The 16,571-nt window shown below is 51.2% G+C and carries 26 protein-coding genes; 20 read left to right on the top strand and 6 right to left on the bottom strand.

Annotated features, from left to right (window positions below):
• The first annotated feature begins 7 nt into the window (after positions 1 to 7).
• The 14 genes from rplR to INF73_RS17145 all read left to right on the top strand — a co-directional run bounded on the left by rplR (position 8) and on the right by INF73_RS17145 (position 7,165).
• Positions 8 to 361 carry a 50S ribosomal protein L18 gene (rplR, locus tag INF73_RS17210; protein WP_003863297.1) on the top strand — a complete coding sequence of 118 codons (354 nt, stop codon included), beginning with the start codon at positions 8 to 10 and terminating at the stop codon, positions 359 to 361.
• 14 nt (positions 362 to 375) lie between these two features.
• On the top strand, positions 376 to 876 hold the full coding sequence (gene rpsE / locus INF73_RS17205; protein ID WP_003863299.1) for a 30S ribosomal protein S5: 501 nt from the start codon (positions 376 to 378) through the stop codon (positions 874 to 876).
• A 6-nt stretch (positions 877 to 882) separates the two neighbouring features.
• Positions 883 to 1,062 carry a 50S ribosomal protein L30 gene (gene rpmD / locus INF73_RS17200; RefSeq protein WP_003863301.1) on the top strand — a complete coding sequence of 60 codons (180 nt, stop codon included), beginning with the start codon at positions 883 to 885 and terminating at the stop codon, positions 1,060 to 1,062.
• A 3-nt stretch (positions 1,063 to 1,065) separates the two neighbouring features.
• On the top strand, positions 1,066 to 1,500 hold the full coding sequence (gene rplO / locus INF73_RS17195) for a 50S ribosomal protein L15 (protein ID WP_014885468.1): 435 nt from the start codon (positions 1,066 to 1,068) through the stop codon (positions 1,498 to 1,500).
• A gap of 7 nt (positions 1,501 to 1,507) precedes the next feature.
• Complete coding sequence (gene secY, locus INF73_RS17190) at positions 1,508 to 2,839, top strand: preprotein translocase subunit SecY (protein ID WP_003863305.1); 1,332 nt, start codon at positions 1,508 to 1,510, stop codon at positions 2,837 to 2,839.
• Between the two features lie 31 nt (positions 2,840 to 2,870).
• Positions 2,871 to 2,987: a 50S ribosomal protein L36 gene (gene rpmJ, locus INF73_RS17185; protein ID WP_000868187.1), complete on the top strand. Its 117-nt coding sequence runs from the start codon at positions 2,871 to 2,873 to the stop codon at positions 2,985 to 2,987.
• Between the two features lie 146 nt (positions 2,988 to 3,133).
• A complete protein-coding gene (rpsM, locus tag INF73_RS17180) occupies positions 3,134 to 3,490 on the top strand; it encodes a 30S ribosomal protein S13 (RefSeq protein ID WP_013099021.1) in 357 nt (118 codons plus the stop codon).
• Between the two features lie 16 nt (positions 3,491 to 3,506).
• Positions 3,507 to 3,896, top strand: coding sequence for a 30S ribosomal protein S11 (rpsK, locus tag INF73_RS17175; protein WP_003863312.1), 390 nt, complete (start codon positions 3,507 to 3,509; stop codon positions 3,894 to 3,896).
• 32 nt (positions 3,897 to 3,928) lie between these two features.
• Positions 3,929 to 4,549, top strand: a complete 621-nt coding sequence (gene rpsD, locus INF73_RS17170) for a 30S ribosomal protein S4 (RefSeq protein ID WP_004868345.1) — start codon at positions 3,929 to 3,931, stop codon at positions 4,547 to 4,549.
• A gap of 25 nt (positions 4,550 to 4,574) precedes the next feature.
• Positions 4,575 to 5,564 carry a DNA-directed RNA polymerase subunit alpha gene (gene rpoA / locus INF73_RS17165; RefSeq protein WP_002919219.1) on the top strand — a complete coding sequence of 330 codons (990 nt, stop codon included), beginning with the start codon at positions 4,575 to 4,577 and terminating at the stop codon, positions 5,562 to 5,564.
• Between the two features lie 40 nt (positions 5,565 to 5,604).
• Positions 5,605 to 5,988: a 50S ribosomal protein L17 gene (gene rplQ / locus INF73_RS17160; RefSeq protein ID WP_001216368.1), complete on the top strand. Its 384-nt coding sequence runs from the start codon at positions 5,605 to 5,607 to the stop codon at positions 5,986 to 5,988.
• A gap of 107 nt (positions 5,989 to 6,095) precedes the next feature.
• Positions 6,096 to 6,464, top strand: coding sequence for a DUF1992 domain-containing protein (locus INF73_RS17155; protein ID WP_045630324.1), 369 nt, complete (start codon positions 6,096 to 6,098; stop codon positions 6,462 to 6,464).
• A 2-nt stretch (positions 6,465 to 6,466) separates the two neighbouring features.
• On the top strand, positions 6,467 to 6,892 hold the full coding sequence (gene zntR / locus INF73_RS17150) for a Zn(2+)-responsive transcriptional regulator (RefSeq protein ID WP_028014633.1): 426 nt from the start codon (positions 6,467 to 6,469) through the stop codon (positions 6,890 to 6,892).
• Between the two features lie 57 nt (positions 6,893 to 6,949).
• Positions 6,950 to 7,165, top strand: a complete 216-nt coding sequence (locus INF73_RS17145; RefSeq protein WP_045630326.1) for an alternative ribosome-rescue factor A — start codon at positions 6,950 to 6,952, stop codon at positions 7,163 to 7,165.
• Here the strand turns inward: INF73_RS17145 and mscL are convergent, their stop codons facing one another.
• The 5 genes from mscL to def all read right to left on the bottom strand — a co-directional run bounded on the left by mscL (position 7,166) and on the right by def (position 11,940).
• A complete protein-coding gene (mscL, locus tag INF73_RS17140; RefSeq protein ID WP_028014631.1) occupies positions 7,166 to 7,576 on the bottom strand; it encodes a large-conductance mechanosensitive channel protein MscL in 411 nt (136 codons plus the stop codon). It lies immediately after the preceding gene.
• Between the two features lie 143 nt (positions 7,577 to 7,719).
• Positions 7,720 to 9,096 (bottom strand): Trk system potassium transporter TrkA, encoded by a 1,377-nt coding sequence (gene trkA, locus INF73_RS17135; protein WP_014885463.1) that lies wholly within the window; start codon positions 9,094 to 9,096, stop codon positions 7,720 to 7,722.
• A 22-nt stretch (positions 9,097 to 9,118) separates the two neighbouring features.
• Positions 9,119 to 10,405, bottom strand: coding sequence for a 16S rRNA (cytosine(967)-C(5))-methyltransferase RsmB (rsmB, locus tag INF73_RS17130; RefSeq protein WP_193541468.1), 1,287 nt, complete (start codon positions 10,403 to 10,405; stop codon positions 9,119 to 9,121).
• A gap of 52 nt (positions 10,406 to 10,457) precedes the next feature.
• A complete protein-coding gene (gene fmt / locus INF73_RS17125) occupies positions 10,458 to 11,405 on the bottom strand; it encodes a methionyl-tRNA formyltransferase (RefSeq protein ID WP_047363717.1) in 948 nt (315 codons plus the stop codon).
• Positions 11,406 to 11,430: 25 nt separating this feature from the next.
• The gene (gene def / locus INF73_RS17120; protein ID WP_193541470.1) at positions 11,431 to 11,940 is read right to left on the bottom strand and encodes a peptide deformylase; all 510 of its coding nucleotides are present in this window, start codon (positions 11,938 to 11,940) and stop codon (positions 11,431 to 11,433) included.
• 128 nt (positions 11,941 to 12,068) lie between these two features.
• Between def and dprA the strand changes: the two genes are divergently transcribed.
• The 6 genes from dprA to INF73_RS17090 are packed head-to-tail and all read left to right on the top strand — an operon-like array spanning position 12,069 to position 15,852.
• The gene (gene dprA / locus INF73_RS17115) at positions 12,069 to 13,193 is read left to right on the top strand and encodes a DNA-protecting protein DprA (protein ID WP_063155174.1); all 1,125 of its coding nucleotides are present in this window, start codon (positions 12,069 to 12,071) and stop codon (positions 13,191 to 13,193) included.
• Positions 13,165 to 13,638 carry a DUF494 family protein Smg gene (smg, locus tag INF73_RS17110; RefSeq protein ID WP_008503477.1) on the top strand — a complete coding sequence of 158 codons (474 nt, stop codon included), beginning with the start codon at positions 13,165 to 13,167 and terminating at the stop codon, positions 13,636 to 13,638. Before dprA ends, smg begins: the two co-directional genes overlap by 29 nt.
• Before the next feature lie 26 nt (positions 13,639 to 13,664).
• Positions 13,665 to 14,219 (top strand): type I DNA topoisomerase, encoded by a 555-nt coding sequence (locus tag INF73_RS17105; RefSeq protein ID WP_193541472.1) that lies wholly within the window; start codon positions 13,665 to 13,667, stop codon positions 14,217 to 14,219.
• Positions 14,212 to 14,784, top strand: a complete 573-nt coding sequence (tsaC, locus tag INF73_RS17100; protein ID WP_193541474.1) for an L-threonylcarbamoyladenylate synthase type 1 TsaC — start codon at positions 14,212 to 14,214, stop codon at positions 14,782 to 14,784. Before INF73_RS17105 ends, tsaC begins: the two co-directional genes overlap by 8 nt.
• Before the next feature lie 4 nt (positions 14,785 to 14,788).
• A complete protein-coding gene (gene aroE / locus INF73_RS17095; protein WP_126327440.1) occupies positions 14,789 to 15,607 on the top strand; it encodes a shikimate dehydrogenase in 819 nt (272 codons plus the stop codon).
• Complete coding sequence (locus INF73_RS17090; RefSeq protein WP_028014624.1) at positions 15,604 to 15,852, top strand: DUF1488 domain-containing protein; 249 nt, start codon at positions 15,604 to 15,606, stop codon at positions 15,850 to 15,852. The genes aroE and INF73_RS17090 overlap by 4 nt, the downstream gene beginning before the upstream one ends.
• On the opposite strand, the gene INF73_RS17085 is transcribed toward INF73_RS17090, so the two are convergent.
• Positions 15,828 to 16,382 (bottom strand): gamma carbonic anhydrase family protein, encoded by a 555-nt coding sequence (locus tag INF73_RS17085; RefSeq protein WP_193541476.1) that lies wholly within the window; start codon positions 16,380 to 16,382, stop codon positions 15,828 to 15,830. The two genes, INF73_RS17090 and INF73_RS17085, sit on opposite strands and share 25 nt — an antisense overlap.
• Between the last annotated feature and the right edge of the window lie 189 nt (positions 16,383 to 16,571).

The raw sequence follows: 16,571 nt of genomic DNA, 5'->3' as shown, positions 1-16,571 counted from the left end.
TAACACTATGGATAAGAAATCTGCTCGTATCCGTCGTGCGACCCGCGCACGCCGCAAGCTCAAAGAGCTGGGTGCAACTCGCCTGGTGGTACATCGTACCCCGCGTCATATTTACGCACAGGTAATTGCACCGAACGGTTCTGAAGTTCTGGTAGCTGCTTCTACTGTAGAAAAAGCTATCTCAGAACAATTGAAGTACACCGGTAACAAAGACGCCGCTGCAGCTGTAGGTAAAGCTGTTGCAGAACGCGCTCTGGAAAAAGGCATCAGCAATGTTTCCTTTGACCGTTCCGGGTTCCAATATCATGGTCGTGTCCAGGCACTGGCAGATGCTGCCCGTGAAGCTGGCCTTCAGTTCTAAGGTAGAGGTGTAAGATGGCTCACATCGAAAAACAGGCTGGCGAACTGCAGGAAAAGCTGATCGCGGTAAACCGCGTATCTAAAACCGTTAAAGGTGGTCGTATTTTCTCCTTCACAGCTCTGACTGTAGTAGGCGATGGTAACGGTCGCGTTGGTTTTGGTTACGGTAAAGCGCGTGAAGTTCCAGCAGCGATCCAGAAAGCGATGGAAAAAGCCCGTCGCAATATGATTAACGTCGCGCTGAACAACGGCACCCTGCAGCACCCAGTTAAAGGTGTTCACACGGGTTCTCGTGTATTCATGCAGCCAGCTTCAGAAGGTACCGGTATCATCGCCGGTGGTGCAATGCGCGCCGTTCTGGAAGTTGCTGGAGTTCATAACGTTCTGGCTAAAGCATATGGTTCCACCAACCCGATCAACGTGGTTCGTGCAACTATTGATGGCCTGGAAAATATGAATTCTCCAGAAATGGTCGCTGCCAAGCGTGGTAAATCCGTTGAAGAAATTCTGGGGTAATTGACCATGGCAAAGACTATTAAAATCACTCAAACCCGCAGTGCAATCGGTCGTCTGCCGAAACACAAGGCAACGCTGCTTGGCCTGGGTCTGCGTCGTATTGGTCATACCGTTGAGCGCGAGGATACTCCTGCTGTTCGTGGTATGGTCAACGCGGTTTACTTCATGGTTAAAGTTGAGGAGTAAGAGATGCGTTTAAATACTCTGTCTCCGGCCGAAGGCTCTAAAAAGGCGGGTAAACGCCTGGGTCGTGGTATCGGTTCTGGCCTCGGCAAAACCGGTGGTCGTGGTCACAAAGGTCAGAACTCTCGTTCTGGCGGTGGCGTACGTCGCGGTTTCGAGGGTGGCCAGATGCCACTGTACCGTCGTCTGCCGAAGTTCGGCTTCACCTCTCGCAAAGCAGCGATCACAGCGGAAATCCGTCTGTCTGACCTGGCGAAAGTTGAAGGCGGCGTTGTAGACCTGAACACGCTGAAAGCGGCTAACATTATCGGTATTCAGATCGAGTTCGCGAAAGTGATCCTGTCTGGTGAAGTTTCTACTCCGGTAACTGTTCGTGGCCTGCGTGTTACTAAAGGTGCTCGTGCTGCTATCGAAGCTGCTGGCGGTAAAATTGAGGAATAAGTAGCAGATGGCTAAGCAACCGGGATTAGATTTTCAAAGTGCCAAAGGTGGATTTGGCGAGCTGAAACGCAGACTGCTGTTTGTTATCGGCGCGCTGATTGTGTTCCGTATTGGCTCTTTTATTCCGATCCCTGGTATCGATGCCGCTGTACTTGCCAAACTGCTTGAGCAACAGCGAGGCACCATCATTGAAATGTTCAACATGTTCTCTGGTGGTGCTCTCAGCCGTGCTTCTATCTTTGCTCTGGGTATTATGCCGTACATTTCGGCATCGATTATTATCCAACTGCTGACGGTCGTTCATCCGGCCCTGGCAGAGCTGAAGAAAGAAGGGGAGTCTGGACGTCGTAAGATTAGTCAGTACACCCGTTACGGTACTCTGGTGCTGGCAATATTCCAGTCGATCGGTATTGCTACCGGTCTGCCGAATATGCCTGGTATGCAGGGCCTGGTATTAAACCCAGGCTTTGCATTCTATTTCACCGCTGTTGTTAGTCTGGTCACAGGGACGATGTTCCTGATGTGGCTCGGCGAACAGATTACTGAGCGTGGTATCGGTAACGGTATCTCAATCATTATCTTCGCCGGTATCGTTGCGGGACTCCCGCCGGCCATCGCCCATACTATCGAGCAAGCGCGTCAAGGCGACCTGCACTTCCTCCTGTTGCTGTTGGTTGCAGTATTAGTATTTGCAGTGACGTTCTTTGTTGTCTTCGTTGAACGTGGTCAACGCCGCATTGTGGTGAACTACGCTAAGCGTCAGCAGGGTCGTCGTGTCTATGCTGCACAGAGCACACATTTACCGCTGAAAGTGAATATGGCGGGGGTTATCCCGGCTATCTTCGCTTCCAGTATTATTCTGTTCCCGGCAACCATCGCGTCATGGTTCGGGGGCGGTACTGGTTGGAACTGGCTGACAACAATTTCGCTGTATTTGCAGCCTGGGCAACCACTTTATGTGTTACTCTATGCGTCTGCGATCATCTTCTTCTGTTTCTTCTACACGGCGTTGGTCTTCAACCCGCGTGAAACAGCAGATAACCTGAAGAAGTCCGGTGCATTTGTACCAGGAATTCGTCCGGGAGAGCAAACGGCGAAGTATATCGATAAAGTAATGACCCGCCTGACTTTGGTTGGTGCGCTTTATATTACTTTTATCTGCCTGATCCCGGAGTTCATGCGTGATGCAATGAAAGTACCGTTCTACTTCGGTGGGACCTCACTGCTTATCGTTGTTGTCGTGATTATGGACTTTATGGCTCAAGTGCAAACTCTGATGATGTCCAGTCAGTATGAGTCTGCATTGAAGAAGGCGAACCTGAAAGGCTACGGCCGCTAATTGGTCGCCTGAGAAGTTACGGAGAGTAAAAATGAAAGTTCGTGCTTCCGTCAAGAAATTATGCCGTAACTGCAAAATCGTTAAGCGTGATGGTGTCATCCGTGTGATTTGCAGTGCCGAGCCGAAGCATAAACAGCGCCAAGGCTGATTATTTCGCATATTTTTCTTGCAAAGTTGGGTTGAGCTGGCTAGATTAGCCAGCCAATCTTTTGTATGTCTGTACGTTTCCATTTGAGTATCCTGAAAACGGGCTTTTCAGCATGGTGCGTACATATTAAATAGTAGGAGTGCATAGTGGCCCGTATAGCAGGCATTAACATTCCTGATCAGAAACATGCTGTGATCGCATTAACTTCGATCTACGGCATCGGCAAGACCCGTTCTAAAGCCATCCTGGCTGCAGCGGGTATCGCTGAAGATGTTAAGATCAGTGAGCTGTCTGAAGGACAAATCGACACGCTGCGTGACGAAGTTGCCAAATTTGTCGTTGAAGGTGATCTGCGCCGTGAAATCAGCATGAGCATCAAGCGCCTGATGGATCTTGGTTGCTATCGCGGTTTGCGTCATCGTCGTGGTCTGCCAGTGCGCGGTCAGCGTACTAAGACCAACGCACGTACCCGTAAGGGTCCGCGCAAACCGATCAAGAAATAATCGGGGTGATTGAATAATGGCAAAGGCACCAGTTCGTGCACGTAAACGTGTAAGAAAACAAGTCTCTGACGGCGTGGCTCATATCCATGCTTCTTTCAACAACACCATCGTTACTATTACTGATCGTCAGGGTAACGCATTGGGTTGGGCAACAGCCGGTGGTTCCGGTTTCCGTGGTTCTCGCAAATCCACTCCGTTCGCAGCTCAGGTTGCAGCAGAGCGTTGCGCTGAAGCCGTAAAAGAATACGGCATCAAGAATCTGGAAGTTATGGTTAAAGGTCCGGGTCCGGGTCGTGAATCTACTGTTCGCGCTCTGAACGCCGCTGGTTTCCGCATCACGAATATTACTGATGTGACTCCGATCCCTCATAACGGTTGTCGTCCGCCGAAAAAACGTCGCGTATAACGCTCGTTTTTTAGGTTAGTTGGAGATAGAAAATGGCAAGATATTTGGGTCCTAAGCTCAAGCTGAGCCGTCGTGAGGGCACCGACTTATTCCTTAAGTCTGGCGTTCGCGCGATCGATACCAAGTGTAAAATTGAACAAGCTCCTGGCCAGCACGGTGCGCGTAAACCGCGTCTGTCTGACTATGGTGTGCAGTTGCGTGAAAAGCAAAAAGTTCGCCGTATGTACGGTGTGCTGGAGCGTCAGTTCCGTAACTACTATAAAGAAGCAGCACGTCTGAAAGGCAACACAGGTGAAAACCTGCTGGCTCTGCTGGAAGGTCGTCTGGACAACGTTGTATACCGTATGGGCTTCGGCGCTACTCGTGCTGAATCACGTCAGCTGGTTAGCCACAAAGCAATCATGGTAAACGGTCGTGTTGTTAACATCGCTTCTTATCAGGTTAAAGCGAATGACGTTGTTAGCATTCGTGAGAAAGCGAAAAAGCAATCTCGCGTGAAGGCCGCTCTGGAGCTGGCTGAGCAGCGTGAAAAGCCAACCTGGCTGGAAGTTGATGCTGGCAAGATGGAAGGTACGTTCAAGCGTCAGCCTGAGCGTTCTGATCTGTCTGCGGACATTAACGAACACCTGATCGTCGAGCTTTACTCCAAGTAAAGCTTAGTACCAAAGAGAGGACACAATGCAGGGTTCTGTGACAGAGTTTCTAAAACCGCGCCTGGTAGATATCGAGCAAGTGAGTTCGACGCACGCCAAGGTGACCCTTGAGCCTTTAGAGCGTGGCTTTGGCCATACTCTGGGTAACGCACTGCGCCGTATTCTGCTCTCATCGATGCCGGGTTGCGCGGTGACCGAGGTTGAGATTGATGGTGTACTTCATGAGTACAGCACCAAAGAAGGCGTTCAGGAAGATATCCTTGAAATCCTGCTCAACCTGAAAGGGCTGGCGGTGAGAGTTCAGGGTAAAGATGAAGTTATTCTTACTCTGAATAAATCTGGCATTGGCCCTGTGACTGCAGCCGACATCACCCACGACGGTGATGTTGAAATCGTCAAGCCGCAGCACGTGATCTGCCACCTGACCGATGAGAACGCAGCTATTAGCATGCGTATCAAAGTTCAGCGCGGTCGTGGTTATGTGCCGGCTTCTGCCCGAATTCATTCGGAAGAAGATGAGCGCCCAATCGGCCGTCTGCTGGTCGACGCATGCTACAGCCCTGTAGAGCGTATTGCCTACAATGTTGAAGCAGCGCGTGTAGAACAGCGTACCGACCTGGACAAGCTGGTCATCGAAATGGAAACCAACGGCACAATCGATCCTGAAGAGGCGATTCGTCGTGCGGCAACCATCCTGGCAGAACAACTGGAAGCTTTCGTTGACTTACGTGATGTACGTCAGCCAGAAGTGAAAGAAGAGAAACCAGAATTCGATCCGATCCTGCTGCGCCCTGTTGACGATCTCGAATTGACTGTCCGCTCTGCTAACTGCCTCAAGGCAGAAGCTATCCACTATATCGGTGATCTGGTACAGCGTACCGAGGTTGAGTTGCTGAAAACGCCGAACTTGGGTAAAAAATCTCTTACCGAGATTAAAGACGTGCTGGCTTCACGTGGTCTGTCTCTGGGCATGCGCCTGGAAAACTGGCCACCGGCAAGCATTGCTGACGAGTAACCGGATCACAGGTTAAGGTTTTACTGAGAAGGATAAGGTCATGCGCCATCGTAAGAGTGGTCGTCAACTGAACCGCAACAGCAGCCATCGCCAGGCTATGTTCCGCAACATGGCAGGTTCACTGGTTCGTCATGAAATCATCAAGACGACCCTGCCTAAAGCGAAAGAGCTGCGTCGCGTAGTTGAGCCGCTGATTACTCTTGCCAAGACTGACAGCGTTGCTAATCGTCGTCTGGCATTCGCCCGTACTCGTGATAACGAGATCGTGGCAAAACTGTTTAACGAACTGGGCCCGCGTTTCGCGAGCCGTGCCGGTGGTTACACTCGCATTTTGAAGTGTGGTTTCCGTGCAGGCGACAACGCGCCGATGGCTTACATCGAGCTGGTTGATCGTTCAGAGAAAGCAGAAGCTGCTGCAGAGTAATCTGCAGTAACGTAAAAAAACCCGCCTCGGCGGGTTTTTTTATATCCGCATTATCCCCACTTCTCTACAATATCTGTATCAATTTTGTTCATCCCCTGGAGCTGATGATGTGGTTGCTTGATCAGTGGGCAGAACGCCATATTCGCGATGCCCAAAATAAAGGCGATTTCGACAATCTTCCCGGGAGCGGCGAACCTCTTGAACTGGAAGATGATTCGCATATTGCGCCTGAACTCCGGGCTGGATACCGTTTGCTAAAAAATGCTGGCTGCCTCCCGCCCGAGCTTGAGCAGCGCAGAGAGGCTGTTGAACTTGTCGATCTGCTAAAAGGGATCCGTCAGGACGATCCTCGACATAAAGAACTTAGCCGCAGGCTTGCCCTGATCGAGCTCAAGCTGCGCCAGGCAGGAATGAGCACGGAATTCCTGCATGGGGAATACGGTGAAATATTGATGAAGAAGATAAACGAGGAGTAGCGATGTACCGTATCGGTGAACTTGCAAAGCTCGCGAACGTAACGCCGGACACTATCCGATATTATGAAAAGCAGCAGATGATCGATCATGAGGTACGCACGGAAGGCGGCTTTCGGCTTTATACCGATAACGATCTGCAACGTCTGAGATTCATACGCTACGCCCGACAGCTTGGCTTCACGCTTGATTCGATCCGCGAGTTATTATCGATCCGCATCGATCCTGAGCATCACACTTGTCAGGAATCCAAAAGCATCGTACAAGCCCGGCTTGATGAAGTTGAAGCCCGTATTCTGGAACTGCAAACCATGCAGCGCTCTTTGCAAAGGTTGAATGATGCCTGCTGCGGAACGGCTCATAGCAGTATTTATTGTTCAATTCTGGAAGCCCTTGAACAGGGAGCCAGTGGAGAAACTCGGGGATGTTGATTTTTAATCTACTCGGGTCTAGACTTCCGTCGTCATAAACCATGCTCAGGAGAAATTATGAGCCGCTATCAGCACACGAAGGGACAAATTAAAGATAATGCCATCGAGGCTTTACTTCACGACCCGCTTTTTCGACAGCGCGTTGAAAAGAATAAAAAAGGGAAGGGGAGTTATCTGCGTAAAGACAAACATGCAAAACGGGGTAACTGGGAGGCCAGTGGCAAGCAAGCGAATCGCTTATTTACCACTGGCCTTCCTGTTTTTAACTGCTGATTAAACGCGGTTATTCTGCTCTTTTAACAGATCGCGAATTTCACTCAGTAACACTTCTTCTTTCGTTGGTGCAGGCGCTGCTGCTGGCTCTTCTTTTTTACGGTTGAGCCGGTTAATCAGCTTGATAGCCATAAAGATAGCAAACGCCACAATCACGAAATCAAATACGTTCTGGATAAACACGCCGTAGTGCATTACAACTGCTGGGATATCACCCTGGGCTTCACGCAGCGTGAACGCGAACTGTTTGAAATCAATGCCCCCGATTAGCAGCCCTAAAGGTGGCATGATGATGTCCGCAACTAATGATGAAACAATCTTGCCGAATGCCGCACCAATAATGACACCCACTGCCAAATCAACCACGTTCCCGCGCATCGCAAATTCGCGAAATTCTTTAATAAAACTCATTATGTTCTCCTTGTGCCAGCTGACGACTATAAGTTTAACAAATGATTAGCCAATTGCCATGCGGGATAATTAAACGTTATGAAAATAAAAGGCACAAAAATAAAGAGGGTAAAGTGCGGGGCTCTATTGAGAGCCCCGACGTATTAAAGGAAGAATGGACTAGGCTGGAATAAACGTTCGACGTCGGTAATAAATTTTTTATCGGTAAGGAACATAATTACGTGGTCGCCTTGCTCAATACGCAAATTATCATTGGCGATCATGACATCATTCCCGCGCACTACGGCGCCGATAATAGTGCCCGGCGGCAGCTTAATTTCGTCGATGGCGCGGCCAACAACGCGTGACGTGGTTTCATCTCCATGAGCTACCGCTTCAATGGCTTCTGCCACCCCGCGACGCAGAGATGAAACGCCGACAATGTCCGCTTTACGTACATGGCTCAGCAGAGCGGAAATGGTCGCCTGCTGCGGTGAAATGGCAATATCAATAACGCTGCCCTGAACCAGGTCGACATACGCCTTGCGCTGGATAAGCACCATGACCTTCTTTGCTCCCATACGTTTGGCGAGCATGGCGGACATAATATTCGCCTCGTCATCGTTGGTGACGGCAATAAAGAGATCAACTTGATCAATATGCTCTTCAGCCAATAATTCCTGATCCGAAGCGTCGCCGTAAAATACGATCGTATTTTGCAGTTTTTCCGCCAGCTCAGAAGCACGCTGTTGATCGCGCTCGATCAATTTCACGCTGTAGTCTTTTTCCAGCCTTCGCGCCAGGCCCGCGCCGATATTGCCACCGCCGACCAGCATAATGCGTTTATAAGGCTTTTCGAGACGCTGCAACTCACTCATCACCGCACGAATATGCTGAGAGGCCGCAATGAAGAAGACCTCATCCCCCGCTTCGACAATCGTGGAGCCTTGAGGGCGAATAGGTCTGTCGTGGCGGAAAATGGCGGCGACGCGCGTATCGATATGCGGCATGTGCTCACGCATTGTGGAAAGCGCATTGCCGATCAACGGGCCGCCGTAATAGGCCTTAACGACGGCAAGACTGACCTTACCTTCGGCAAAGTTCACCACCTGCAGTGCGCCTGGATATTCGATCAGACGATAGATATTGTCGATAACCAGCTGTTCTGGTGCGATGAGATGGTCAATAGGAACCGCTTCTGAATTAAAGAGCTTCTCAGCATCGCGGACATAGTCCGGAGAACGGATGCGCGCGATTCGGTTAGGGGTGTTGAAAAGCGAGTAGGCCACCTGACAGGCCACCATATTGGTTTCGTCAGAACTGGTCACCGCAACGAGCATGTCTGCATCGTCGGCGCCCGCCTCGCGTAGCACGCGCGGGTGTGAACCATGGCCCTGCACAACGCGAAGGTCAAATTTGTCCTGTAAAACGCGCAGACGATCCCCGTTGGTATCAACGATTGTGATGTCGTTGTTTTCGCCAACCAGGTTTTCCGCCAGCGTTCCGCCCACTTGTCCTGCGCCCAGAATGATAATTTTCATATCTCGTGACCTGTTCTCAACATCACTCTTTGATTAGCTTAGCGTAAAAGAAGCCATCGCCTTCTTCCGCGCCCGGCAGGTTTTGCTGGCCCGGGCATTCAGGCGTTCCCGTATCGCGCAGCGTTGCATCCGGGGTACGTTTCAGGAAGGCCGCGATTTGCTGGCTGTTTTCTTCCGGCAGTACGGAGCAGGTTGCATAAACCAGCGTACCGCCGGGTTTAAGATGTGGCCAGATTGCATCAAGTATGTCCGATTGCAGTTGGGCAAGTTCCTTGATATCGCGATCGCGGCGCAGCCACTTGATATCCGGATGGCGACGAATCACGCCTGTTGCAGAGCAGGGAGCATCCAGCAAAATGCGGTCAAACTGGGTTTCACCACACCATTCTGCGGGCTTGCGTCCGTCGCCCTGCTTAACCTGAGCCTTCATGCCCAGACGCTTGAGGTTGTCGTAGACGCGTGACAGGCGCTGGTCATCGACATCCACGGCCATTACGCTGGCCTGCGGAGCCACTTCAAGAATGTGCGTTGTTTTTCCGCCAGGCGCGGCGCAAAGATCGAGGATCTGTTCCCCGTTTGCTGGTTCAAGCCAGGTCATGCAACCCTGAGCCGAGGCATCCTGTACGGTCACCCAGCCTTCATCAAAACCAGGTAAAGCATGTACCGGTGCAGGGGAGGCTAAACGCACGGCATCCGGATAGGCTGCATGCGTGAATCCACTCATTCCGGTTTCTTCCAGTAATGCCAGCCATGCGTCACGGGTGTGGTGATTACGGTTGACGCGTAACCACATCGGTGGGCGTTGATTATTCGCTTCGGCAATGTTTTGCCATTGCTGCGGATACGCTTTTTTAAGACGATTCAGCAGCCAGTCCGGGTGCAGAAAACGTGTTTCGCTTTGTGCAAATTCAGCCAGTAGCTCATCCTGCTGACGCTGGAACTGACGCAGTACGCCGTTGATCAGCCCTTTCAACTGAGGGCGTTTAATCGCAACGGCACCTTCCACCGTTTCAGCCAGCGCGGCGTGAGGTGGAATGCGGGTATGAAGAAGCTGATAAAACCCCACCATAATCAAATAATGTACGGTACGCTGTTTGCCAGTCATTGGGCGCGACATCAGCTTATTAATGAGCCACTCAAGCTGAGAAAGGGTGCGCAGGACGCCAAAGCAGAGTTCCTGGAGCAGAGCTTTGTCTTTATCAGATACCTTTTGTTGCAGGGGAGGCAGGATGTTACTCAATGACTGACCCTGCTCGATAACCTGCTCAACGGCTTTGGCCGCCATACTGCGTAGATTTTGTTTTTTCATAACTATAAAAATAAAAATGCCCGGAAACACCGGGCTTTAAGCATATATTGGATTAGGCAAGACGATTACCCGGTATAAACCATTCGCGACGGGAATTTAATAGATCCTGAGCGCTCATGGCTTTCTTACCGGCCGGTTGCAGCGATTCAAGATTCAGGATCCCTTCTGCTGTCGCAACCTGGATACCGTTCTTGCTGGCGTCGATAATCGTGCCGGGTTCAGCAGCCGTATTGCCATTAATGACTGACGCTTTCCAGACTTTCACTGGCTGCTCATCAATCTCCATCCAGCTCATCGGCCACGGATTAAAAGCGCGGATGCAGCGTTCAAGTTGAGCGGCAGACAAGGACCAGTCGAGCCGGGCTTCTTCTTTACTCAGTTTTTCAGCATACGTCACCAGCGCCTCATCCTGAACTTCCGGTTTCGCCGTATTGTCAGCAAGCTGCTGCAGCGTCTCGATAAGCCCTTGCGGACCGAGGCCTGCAAGTTTGTCATACAGCGTAGCGCTGGTATCGTCTGCAGTAATAGGGCACGCCAGTTTATGCAGCATGTCGCCAGTGTCTAAACCTACGTCCATCTTCATGATTGTGACGCCGGTTTCAGCATCCCCCGCCCACAGGGAGCGCTGGATAGGTGCCGCACCACGCCAGCGCGGGAGCAAGGAGCCGTGCACGTTGATACAACCCAGACGAGGCATATCAAGCACCGCTTTTGGCAGAATTAAACCGTAAGCCACCACGACCATTACGTCGGCGTTCAGGTCAGCAACCAGCTGCTGATTTTCCTGAGGGCGTAAGGATGCGGGCTGGAAAACAGGAAGCCCATGCTCTTCTGCCAGCACCTTTACCGGGCTCGGCATCAGTTTTTTACCGCGACCAGCCGGACGGTCCGGCTGGGTAAAGACGCCGACAACCTGGTGACCAGAAGATAACAGCGCGTCAAGATGACGCGCTGCAAAATCAGGGGTTCCCGCGAAGATAATACGTAGTGTTTTAGACACGATGATCCTTGTATCCGGGGGGACGTTATGCGCGAGAGCGCAAACGATCCAGTTTCTCTACTTTTTGACGAATACGCTGCTGTTTCAACGGCGAGAGGTAATCGATAAACAGCTTACCGACCAGATGATCCATCTCATGCTGAATGCAAATTGCCAGCAGGTCATCTGCTTCCAGTTCGAACGGATTACCGTCACGATCCAAAGCGCGAATTTTCACTTTTTCGGCACGTGGCACCAAAGCGCGCTGTTCCGGAATAGAAAGACAACCTTCCTCAATGCCCGTTTCACCGCTCTTCTCAAGCAATTCAGGGTTGATCAGCACCAGACGCTCATCGCGATTTTCAGAAACGTCGATCACGATAATACGTTTATGAATGTCTACCTGCGTCGCCGCCAGGCCAATGCCTTCTTCGGCGTACATGGTATCGAACATATCATCAACGATACGCTGGATTTCTTCATTCACTTCTTTAACCGGTTCAGCGACGATGCGAAGGCGCTCGTCCGGAATATGTAACACTTGCAAAACTGCCATAAATTTCCAGAGTCGTGTTCAGGAGTTGATAAGAATATTACTTCTATTCTAGACAAATCCCGGGTCGATTGACAGCATCAGTGACCAATCGCAATGATTGCGCAGGCCGCTTATGGCAGGGGGAAAGGATGACGTCTATCGAGATATGGCTACGGCTAATACACACAGGTTCATTATGTGGCGATGGAATGCTGGAAGCGGCTGCACGGCTGCACAAGCAAAAAAATATCGATGCTTCCGCTGTCAGAGACGCCGGGCTGTCAGCAAAACAGGCTGAACGGTTCTTTGCCCCAGATGAGGGCGAGCTGGAGCGTAGTCTGGTGTGGCTTGAGCAGCCGGGAAATCATTTATTGACGGCAACCCATCCACTTTATCCTCCTTTACTTCGAGCAATTCCTGATTATCCCGGTGCTTTATTCGTAAAAGGTAACCCTGAAACGCTTAATGCTACCCAGCTGGCGGTCGTGGGTAGCCGTGCGCCGTCATGGTATGGAGAACGATGGGGGAAAATTCTGTGCGAACAACTTTCGCAAAGTGGTTTCACAATCACCAGCGGACTGGCCTGCGGTATAGACGGTGTTGCTCACAACGCCGCGCTGTCTGTAAAAGGGCGTAGCGTGGCCGTACTGGGGAACGGCCTGTTTAGCATTTATCCCCGTCGGCATCAGGCGCTGGCTATGCGGCTTGTCGAAGCTGACGGGGCGATAGTGTCTGAGTTCCCTCTTTCGGCGCAGCCCCGGCCGGCAAACTTTCCGCGTCGTAATCGAATCATCAGCGGGCTTAGCCGGGGTGTATTGGTCGTTGAAGCTGCAGTGCGAAGCGGCTCGCTGGTCACTGCACGATGCGCGCTCGATCAGGGGAGGGAGGTTTTCGCCTTACCCGGCCCGATTGGTAACCCGGGGTGTGAAGGACCACACTGGCTGATAAAGCAGGGTGCGACGCCGGTAACAGAAGCGCGGGACATTCTTGAAAATTTGCAATATGGCTTGCAATGTCTGCAGGAAGATCCCGAAAAGCGACATTATTCATCAGATCAGGGAAAGGTGGCATTGCCATTTCCCAAGCTCCTGGCTAACGTAGGAGATGAGGTAACACCTGTTGACGTTGTCGCTGAACGTGCCGGCCAACCTGTGCCAGTAACGGTAGCACAGCTACTCGAACTGGAGTTAGCAGGGTGGATCGCAGCTGTACCCGGCGGCTATGTCCGATTAAGGAGGGCATGCCATGTTCGACGTACTGATGTATTTGTTTGAGACTTACATCCATAACGAAGCAGAAATGCGAGTGGATCAGGACAAATTGACACAGGATCTTACCGATGCGGGGTTTGAGCGGGAAGATATCTATAATGCGTTGATGTGGCTGGAAAAACTGGCTGATTATCAGGAAGGCCTCGCCGAACCGATGCAGCTTGCTTCTGACCCGTTGTCAGTACGCATTTATACCGCAGAAGAGTGTGAAAGGCTGGACGCCAGCTGCCGGGGATTCATCTTATTCCTTGAGCAGATTCAGGTGCTGAACCTCGAAACGAGAGAAATGGTGATAGAGCGTGTCATGGCGCTGGATACGGCAGAATTTGAACTGGAAGATCTGAAATGGGTGATTCTGATGGTTCTGTTTAATATCCCGGGCTGTGAAAATGCCTATCAGCAAATGGAAGAATTACTCTTTGAAGTGAATGAAGGTATGCTGCATTAATTCTATGTGTAGCACCAAGAGTTGTTATGGCCAAATCAGCACTATTCACGGTGCATAAAAACGAGCCCTGCCCGCAGTGCGGGGCTGAACTTGTTATTCGGTCCGGGAAACACGGCCCGTTTCTCGGTTGTTCACACTATCCGGAATGTGATTATGTCCGTCCTCTGAAAAGCCAGGCGGATGGACATATCGTCAAAATTCTGGAAGGACAGCTATGTCCTCTTTGTGGTGATGAACTAGCGCTACGTCAGGGCCGTTTCGGTATGTTTATTGGCTGTAGCCGTTATCCGGAATGTGAGCATACGGAACAAATTGATAAGCCTGATGAAACGGCTATTGCGTGTCCTCAGTGTCAGCGCGGTCAGCTGGTACAGCGCCGTTCCCGCTATGGTAAGACCTTCCATTCCTGCGATCGCTACCCTGAATGCCAGTTCGTTATCAATTTCAAACCGGTAGCGGGCGTCTGCCCTCATTGCAACTATCCGCTACTTATCGAGAAGAAAACGGCGCAAGGTATGAAACGCTTCTGCGCCAGCAAACAATGTGGAAAGCCGGTTACGGCGGATCAAAATAGTGGATAATAACCTGCCATCAGGCTCCATTGCTTATGCAGTGGACGTACTGAAAAATGAAAAAGTCATCGCCTATCCAACTGAAGCTGTTTTTGGGGTCGGTTGCGATCCTGACAGCGAGACGGCTGTGAGCCGCCTGCTTGCCTTAAAACAAAGACCCGTAGAGAAAGGGTTGATTTTGATAGCTGCGAATTACGAGCAGCTTAAGCCCTACATTGATGACTCTATGCTGACACCGGCGCAGCGCGAGACTATTTTCTCCGCATGGCCCGGACCGGTGACCTTTGTTTTCCCGGCGCAGCCGACAACACCGCGCTGGCTGACCGGACGCTTTGACTCCCTCGCCGTTCGCGTCACCGATCATCCTCTGGTGGTTGAGCTTTGCCTGGCATTTGGTAAACCGCTGGTCTCAACCAGTGCCAACCTGACCGGATTGCCACCTTGTCGTACAACTGAAGAAGTGCTGGCACAGTTCGGAAATGACTTCCCGGTTGCTATTGGAGAGACGGGAGGGCGCCTGAATCCGTCTGAAATTCGCGACGCTTTGACCGGCGAACGTTTTCGCCAGGGGTAATCTCATGGAAACCTATGCTGTTTTTGGTAATCCGATTGCACACAGCAAGTCACCGCTGATCCATCAGCAATTTGCGGAGCAGCTGAAGATAAATCATCCCTATGGCCGCGTACTGGCACCGGTAGATGCATTTATTCCAACGCTCGAGGCTTTTTTCGCCGCCGGTGGCAAAGGTGCGAATGTGACGGTTCCTTTTAAAGAGGAAGCTTTCGAACGTGCTGATGAACTGACCGAGCGCGCTTCTCTTGCTGGTGCAGTAAATACCCTAAAACGGCTTGAGGACGGACGTCTTCTGGGCGACAACACTGACGGAATAGGTTTGCTGAGCGATCTGGAACGACTGTCGTTTATTAAACCTGGGTTCCGGGTCCTGCTGATTGGTGCGGGTGGCGCATCGCGGGGAGTACTGTTACCTCTGCTTTCTCTGGACTGTGCGGTGACCATTACCAACCGAACTTTTTCCCGGGCAGAAGCGCTGGCGGCGTTGTTTGCGCATACCGGCAGCGTAAGTGCGGTAGCGCTTGACGATCTTGCCGAACGTGAGTTCGATCTTGTCATTAATGCCACATCCAGCGGCATCAGTGGCGAGATCCCAGCGATCCCCGCTTCGCTGGTCAGCGCGCACATGTACTTCTATGACATGTTTTATCAGAAAGGGAATACGCCCTTCCTGAACTGGTGCGAACAACACGGTGCGAAACAGTTAGCCGATGGGCTGGGAATGCTGGTGGGGCAGGCTGCGCATGCGGTACTGCTCTGGCACGGGGTGTTGCCTGCAGTCGAGCCAGTCATTGAAAAGCTAAAGCAGGAGCTTTCGGCGTGAATCAGGCTATTCATTTCCCGGACAGAGAGAGCTGGGATGAGCATAAGCAGGCGGTCTGTTTTCCTGTGCTGGTGCAGGGTATGCAGCTTACCTGTGCCATCCATGGAGAAGCGCTGTTACATCGTTTTGGCGGCACAGACCCGATAGCCGTTTTTTGCGAAAATCGCTGGGATCTGGAAGAGGAAGCCAGCGATTTAATCCGCGAGCAGCAGGAAGACGATCAGGGTTGGGTTTGGTTATCCTGATCCAAATAGTCATTCTTCCATTTTACGTAGTTGTTCGCCGAGTATTTTAATCCTTCGATCTCTGCCTCCTTCAGGGGGCGGATCTGTTTTACCGGGCTTCCCAGATAGAGATAACCACTTTCCAGACGTTTGTTCTGCGGAACCAGGCTACCGGCCCCAATCATTACGTCTTCTTCTACTATCACGCCATCCAGCAAAATCGATCCCATGCCAACAAGCACCCGATTACCGATAGTGCAGCCGTGAAGCATCACTTTATGTCCGACGGTAACATCTTCTCCAATGATGAGGGGATTGCCCTCCGGGTTATAAGAGGATTTGTGCGTAACATGCAGAACGCTACCGTCCTGAATATTGGTACGGGCACCGATCGACACATAATTTACATCTCCCCTGATGGCGACGAGCGGCCAGATACTGACGTCATCGGCCATTCGGACATCACCAATGACCACGCTGGTGGTATCGATCATCACGCGATCGCCTTTTTGGGGGAACAGATCTTTATAAGGGCGTAATACTGCAGACATAACTACCTCTAAGGATGAGCGCTATACGGAAGACTTGATCATATTATTGGATCGAGGCAAGGCAAAATGCGTCAATATTTAAGCAGATCGGGCGGGATTTCAGCGAAAAGCGCGGAAAATCAGCAGTCGAAAAAAAAGATCTAAAAAACACTTGTGCTAAAAATTGGGATCCCTATAATGCGCCTCCAT

This window comes from Enterobacter cloacae complex sp. P6RS, assembly GCF_014982245.1.
GTDB classification, from domain to species: Bacteria; Pseudomonadota; Gammaproteobacteria; order Enterobacterales; family Enterobacteriaceae; genus Enterobacter; species Enterobacter bugandensis.
This window is presented reverse-complemented; position numbering and strand designations above follow the sequence as displayed.

What these genes read in the sequence shown, in the direction of transcription:
- rplR (WP_003863297.1), top strand. Translation starts at nt 8, where the DNA reads ATGGATAAGAAATCTGCTCGTATCCGTCGTGCGACCCGCGCACGCCGC.
- rpsE (WP_003863299.1), top strand. Translation starts at nt 376, where the DNA reads ATGGCTCACATCGAAAAACAGGCTGGCGAACTGCAGGAAAAGCTGATC.
- rpmD (WP_003863301.1), top strand. Translation starts at nt 883, where the DNA reads ATGGCAAAGACTATTAAAATCACTCAAACCCGCAGTGCAATCGGTCGT.
- rplO (WP_014885468.1), top strand. Translation starts at nt 1,066, where the DNA reads ATGCGTTTAAATACTCTGTCTCCGGCCGAAGGCTCTAAAAAGGCGGGT.
- secY (WP_003863305.1), top strand. Translation starts at nt 1,508, where the DNA reads ATGGCTAAGCAACCGGGATTAGATTTTCAAAGTGCCAAAGGTGGATTT.
- rpmJ (WP_000868187.1), top strand. Translation starts at nt 2,871, where the DNA reads ATGAAAGTTCGTGCTTCCGTCAAGAAATTATGCCGTAACTGCAAAATC.
- rpsK (WP_003863312.1), top strand. Translation starts at nt 3,507, where the DNA reads ATGGCAAAGGCACCAGTTCGTGCACGTAAACGTGTAAGAAAACAAGTC.
- rpsD (WP_004868345.1), top strand. Translation starts at nt 3,929, where the DNA reads ATGGCAAGATATTTGGGTCCTAAGCTCAAGCTGAGCCGTCGTGAGGGC.
- rpoA (WP_002919219.1), top strand. Translation starts at nt 4,575, where the DNA reads ATGCAGGGTTCTGTGACAGAGTTTCTAAAACCGCGCCTGGTAGATATC.
- rplQ (WP_001216368.1), top strand. Translation starts at nt 5,605, where the DNA reads ATGCGCCATCGTAAGAGTGGTCGTCAACTGAACCGCAACAGCAGCCAT.
- INF73_RS17155 (WP_045630324.1), top strand. Translation starts at nt 6,096, where the DNA reads ATGTGGTTGCTTGATCAGTGGGCAGAACGCCATATTCGCGATGCCCAA.
- zntR (WP_028014633.1), top strand. Translation starts at nt 6,467, where the DNA reads ATGTACCGTATCGGTGAACTTGCAAAGCTCGCGAACGTAACGCCGGAC.
- INF73_RS17145 (WP_045630326.1), top strand. Translation starts at nt 6,950, where the DNA reads ATGAGCCGCTATCAGCACACGAAGGGACAAATTAAAGATAATGCCATC.
- mscL (WP_028014631.1), bottom strand. Translation starts at nt 7,576, where the DNA reads ATGAGTTTTATTAAAGAATTTCGCGAATTTGCGATGCGCGGGAACGTG.
- trkA (WP_014885463.1), bottom strand. Translation starts at nt 9,096, where the DNA reads ATGAAAATTATCATTCTGGGCGCAGGACAAGTGGGCGGAACGCTGGCG.
- rsmB (WP_193541468.1), bottom strand. Translation starts at nt 10,405, where the DNA reads ATGAAAAAACAAAATCTACGCAGTATGGCGGCCAAAGCCGTTGAGCAG.
- def (WP_193541470.1), bottom strand. Translation starts at nt 11,940, where the DNA reads ATGGCAGTTTTGCAAGTGTTACATATTCCGGACGAGCGCCTTCGCATC.
- dprA (WP_063155174.1), top strand. Translation starts at nt 12,069, where the DNA reads ATGACGTCTATCGAGATATGGCTACGGCTAATACACACAGGTTCATTA.
- smg (WP_008503477.1), top strand. Translation starts at nt 13,165, where the DNA reads ATGTTCGACGTACTGATGTATTTGTTTGAGACTTACATCCATAACGAA.
- INF73_RS17105 (WP_193541472.1), top strand. Translation starts at nt 13,665, where the DNA reads ATGGCCAAATCAGCACTATTCACGGTGCATAAAAACGAGCCCTGCCCG.
- aroE (WP_126327440.1), top strand. Translation starts at nt 14,789, where the DNA reads ATGGAAACCTATGCTGTTTTTGGTAATCCGATTGCACACAGCAAGTCA.
- INF73_RS17085 (WP_193541476.1), bottom strand. Translation starts at nt 16,382, where the DNA reads ATGTCTGCAGTATTACGCCCTTATAAAGATCTGTTCCCCCAAAAAGGC.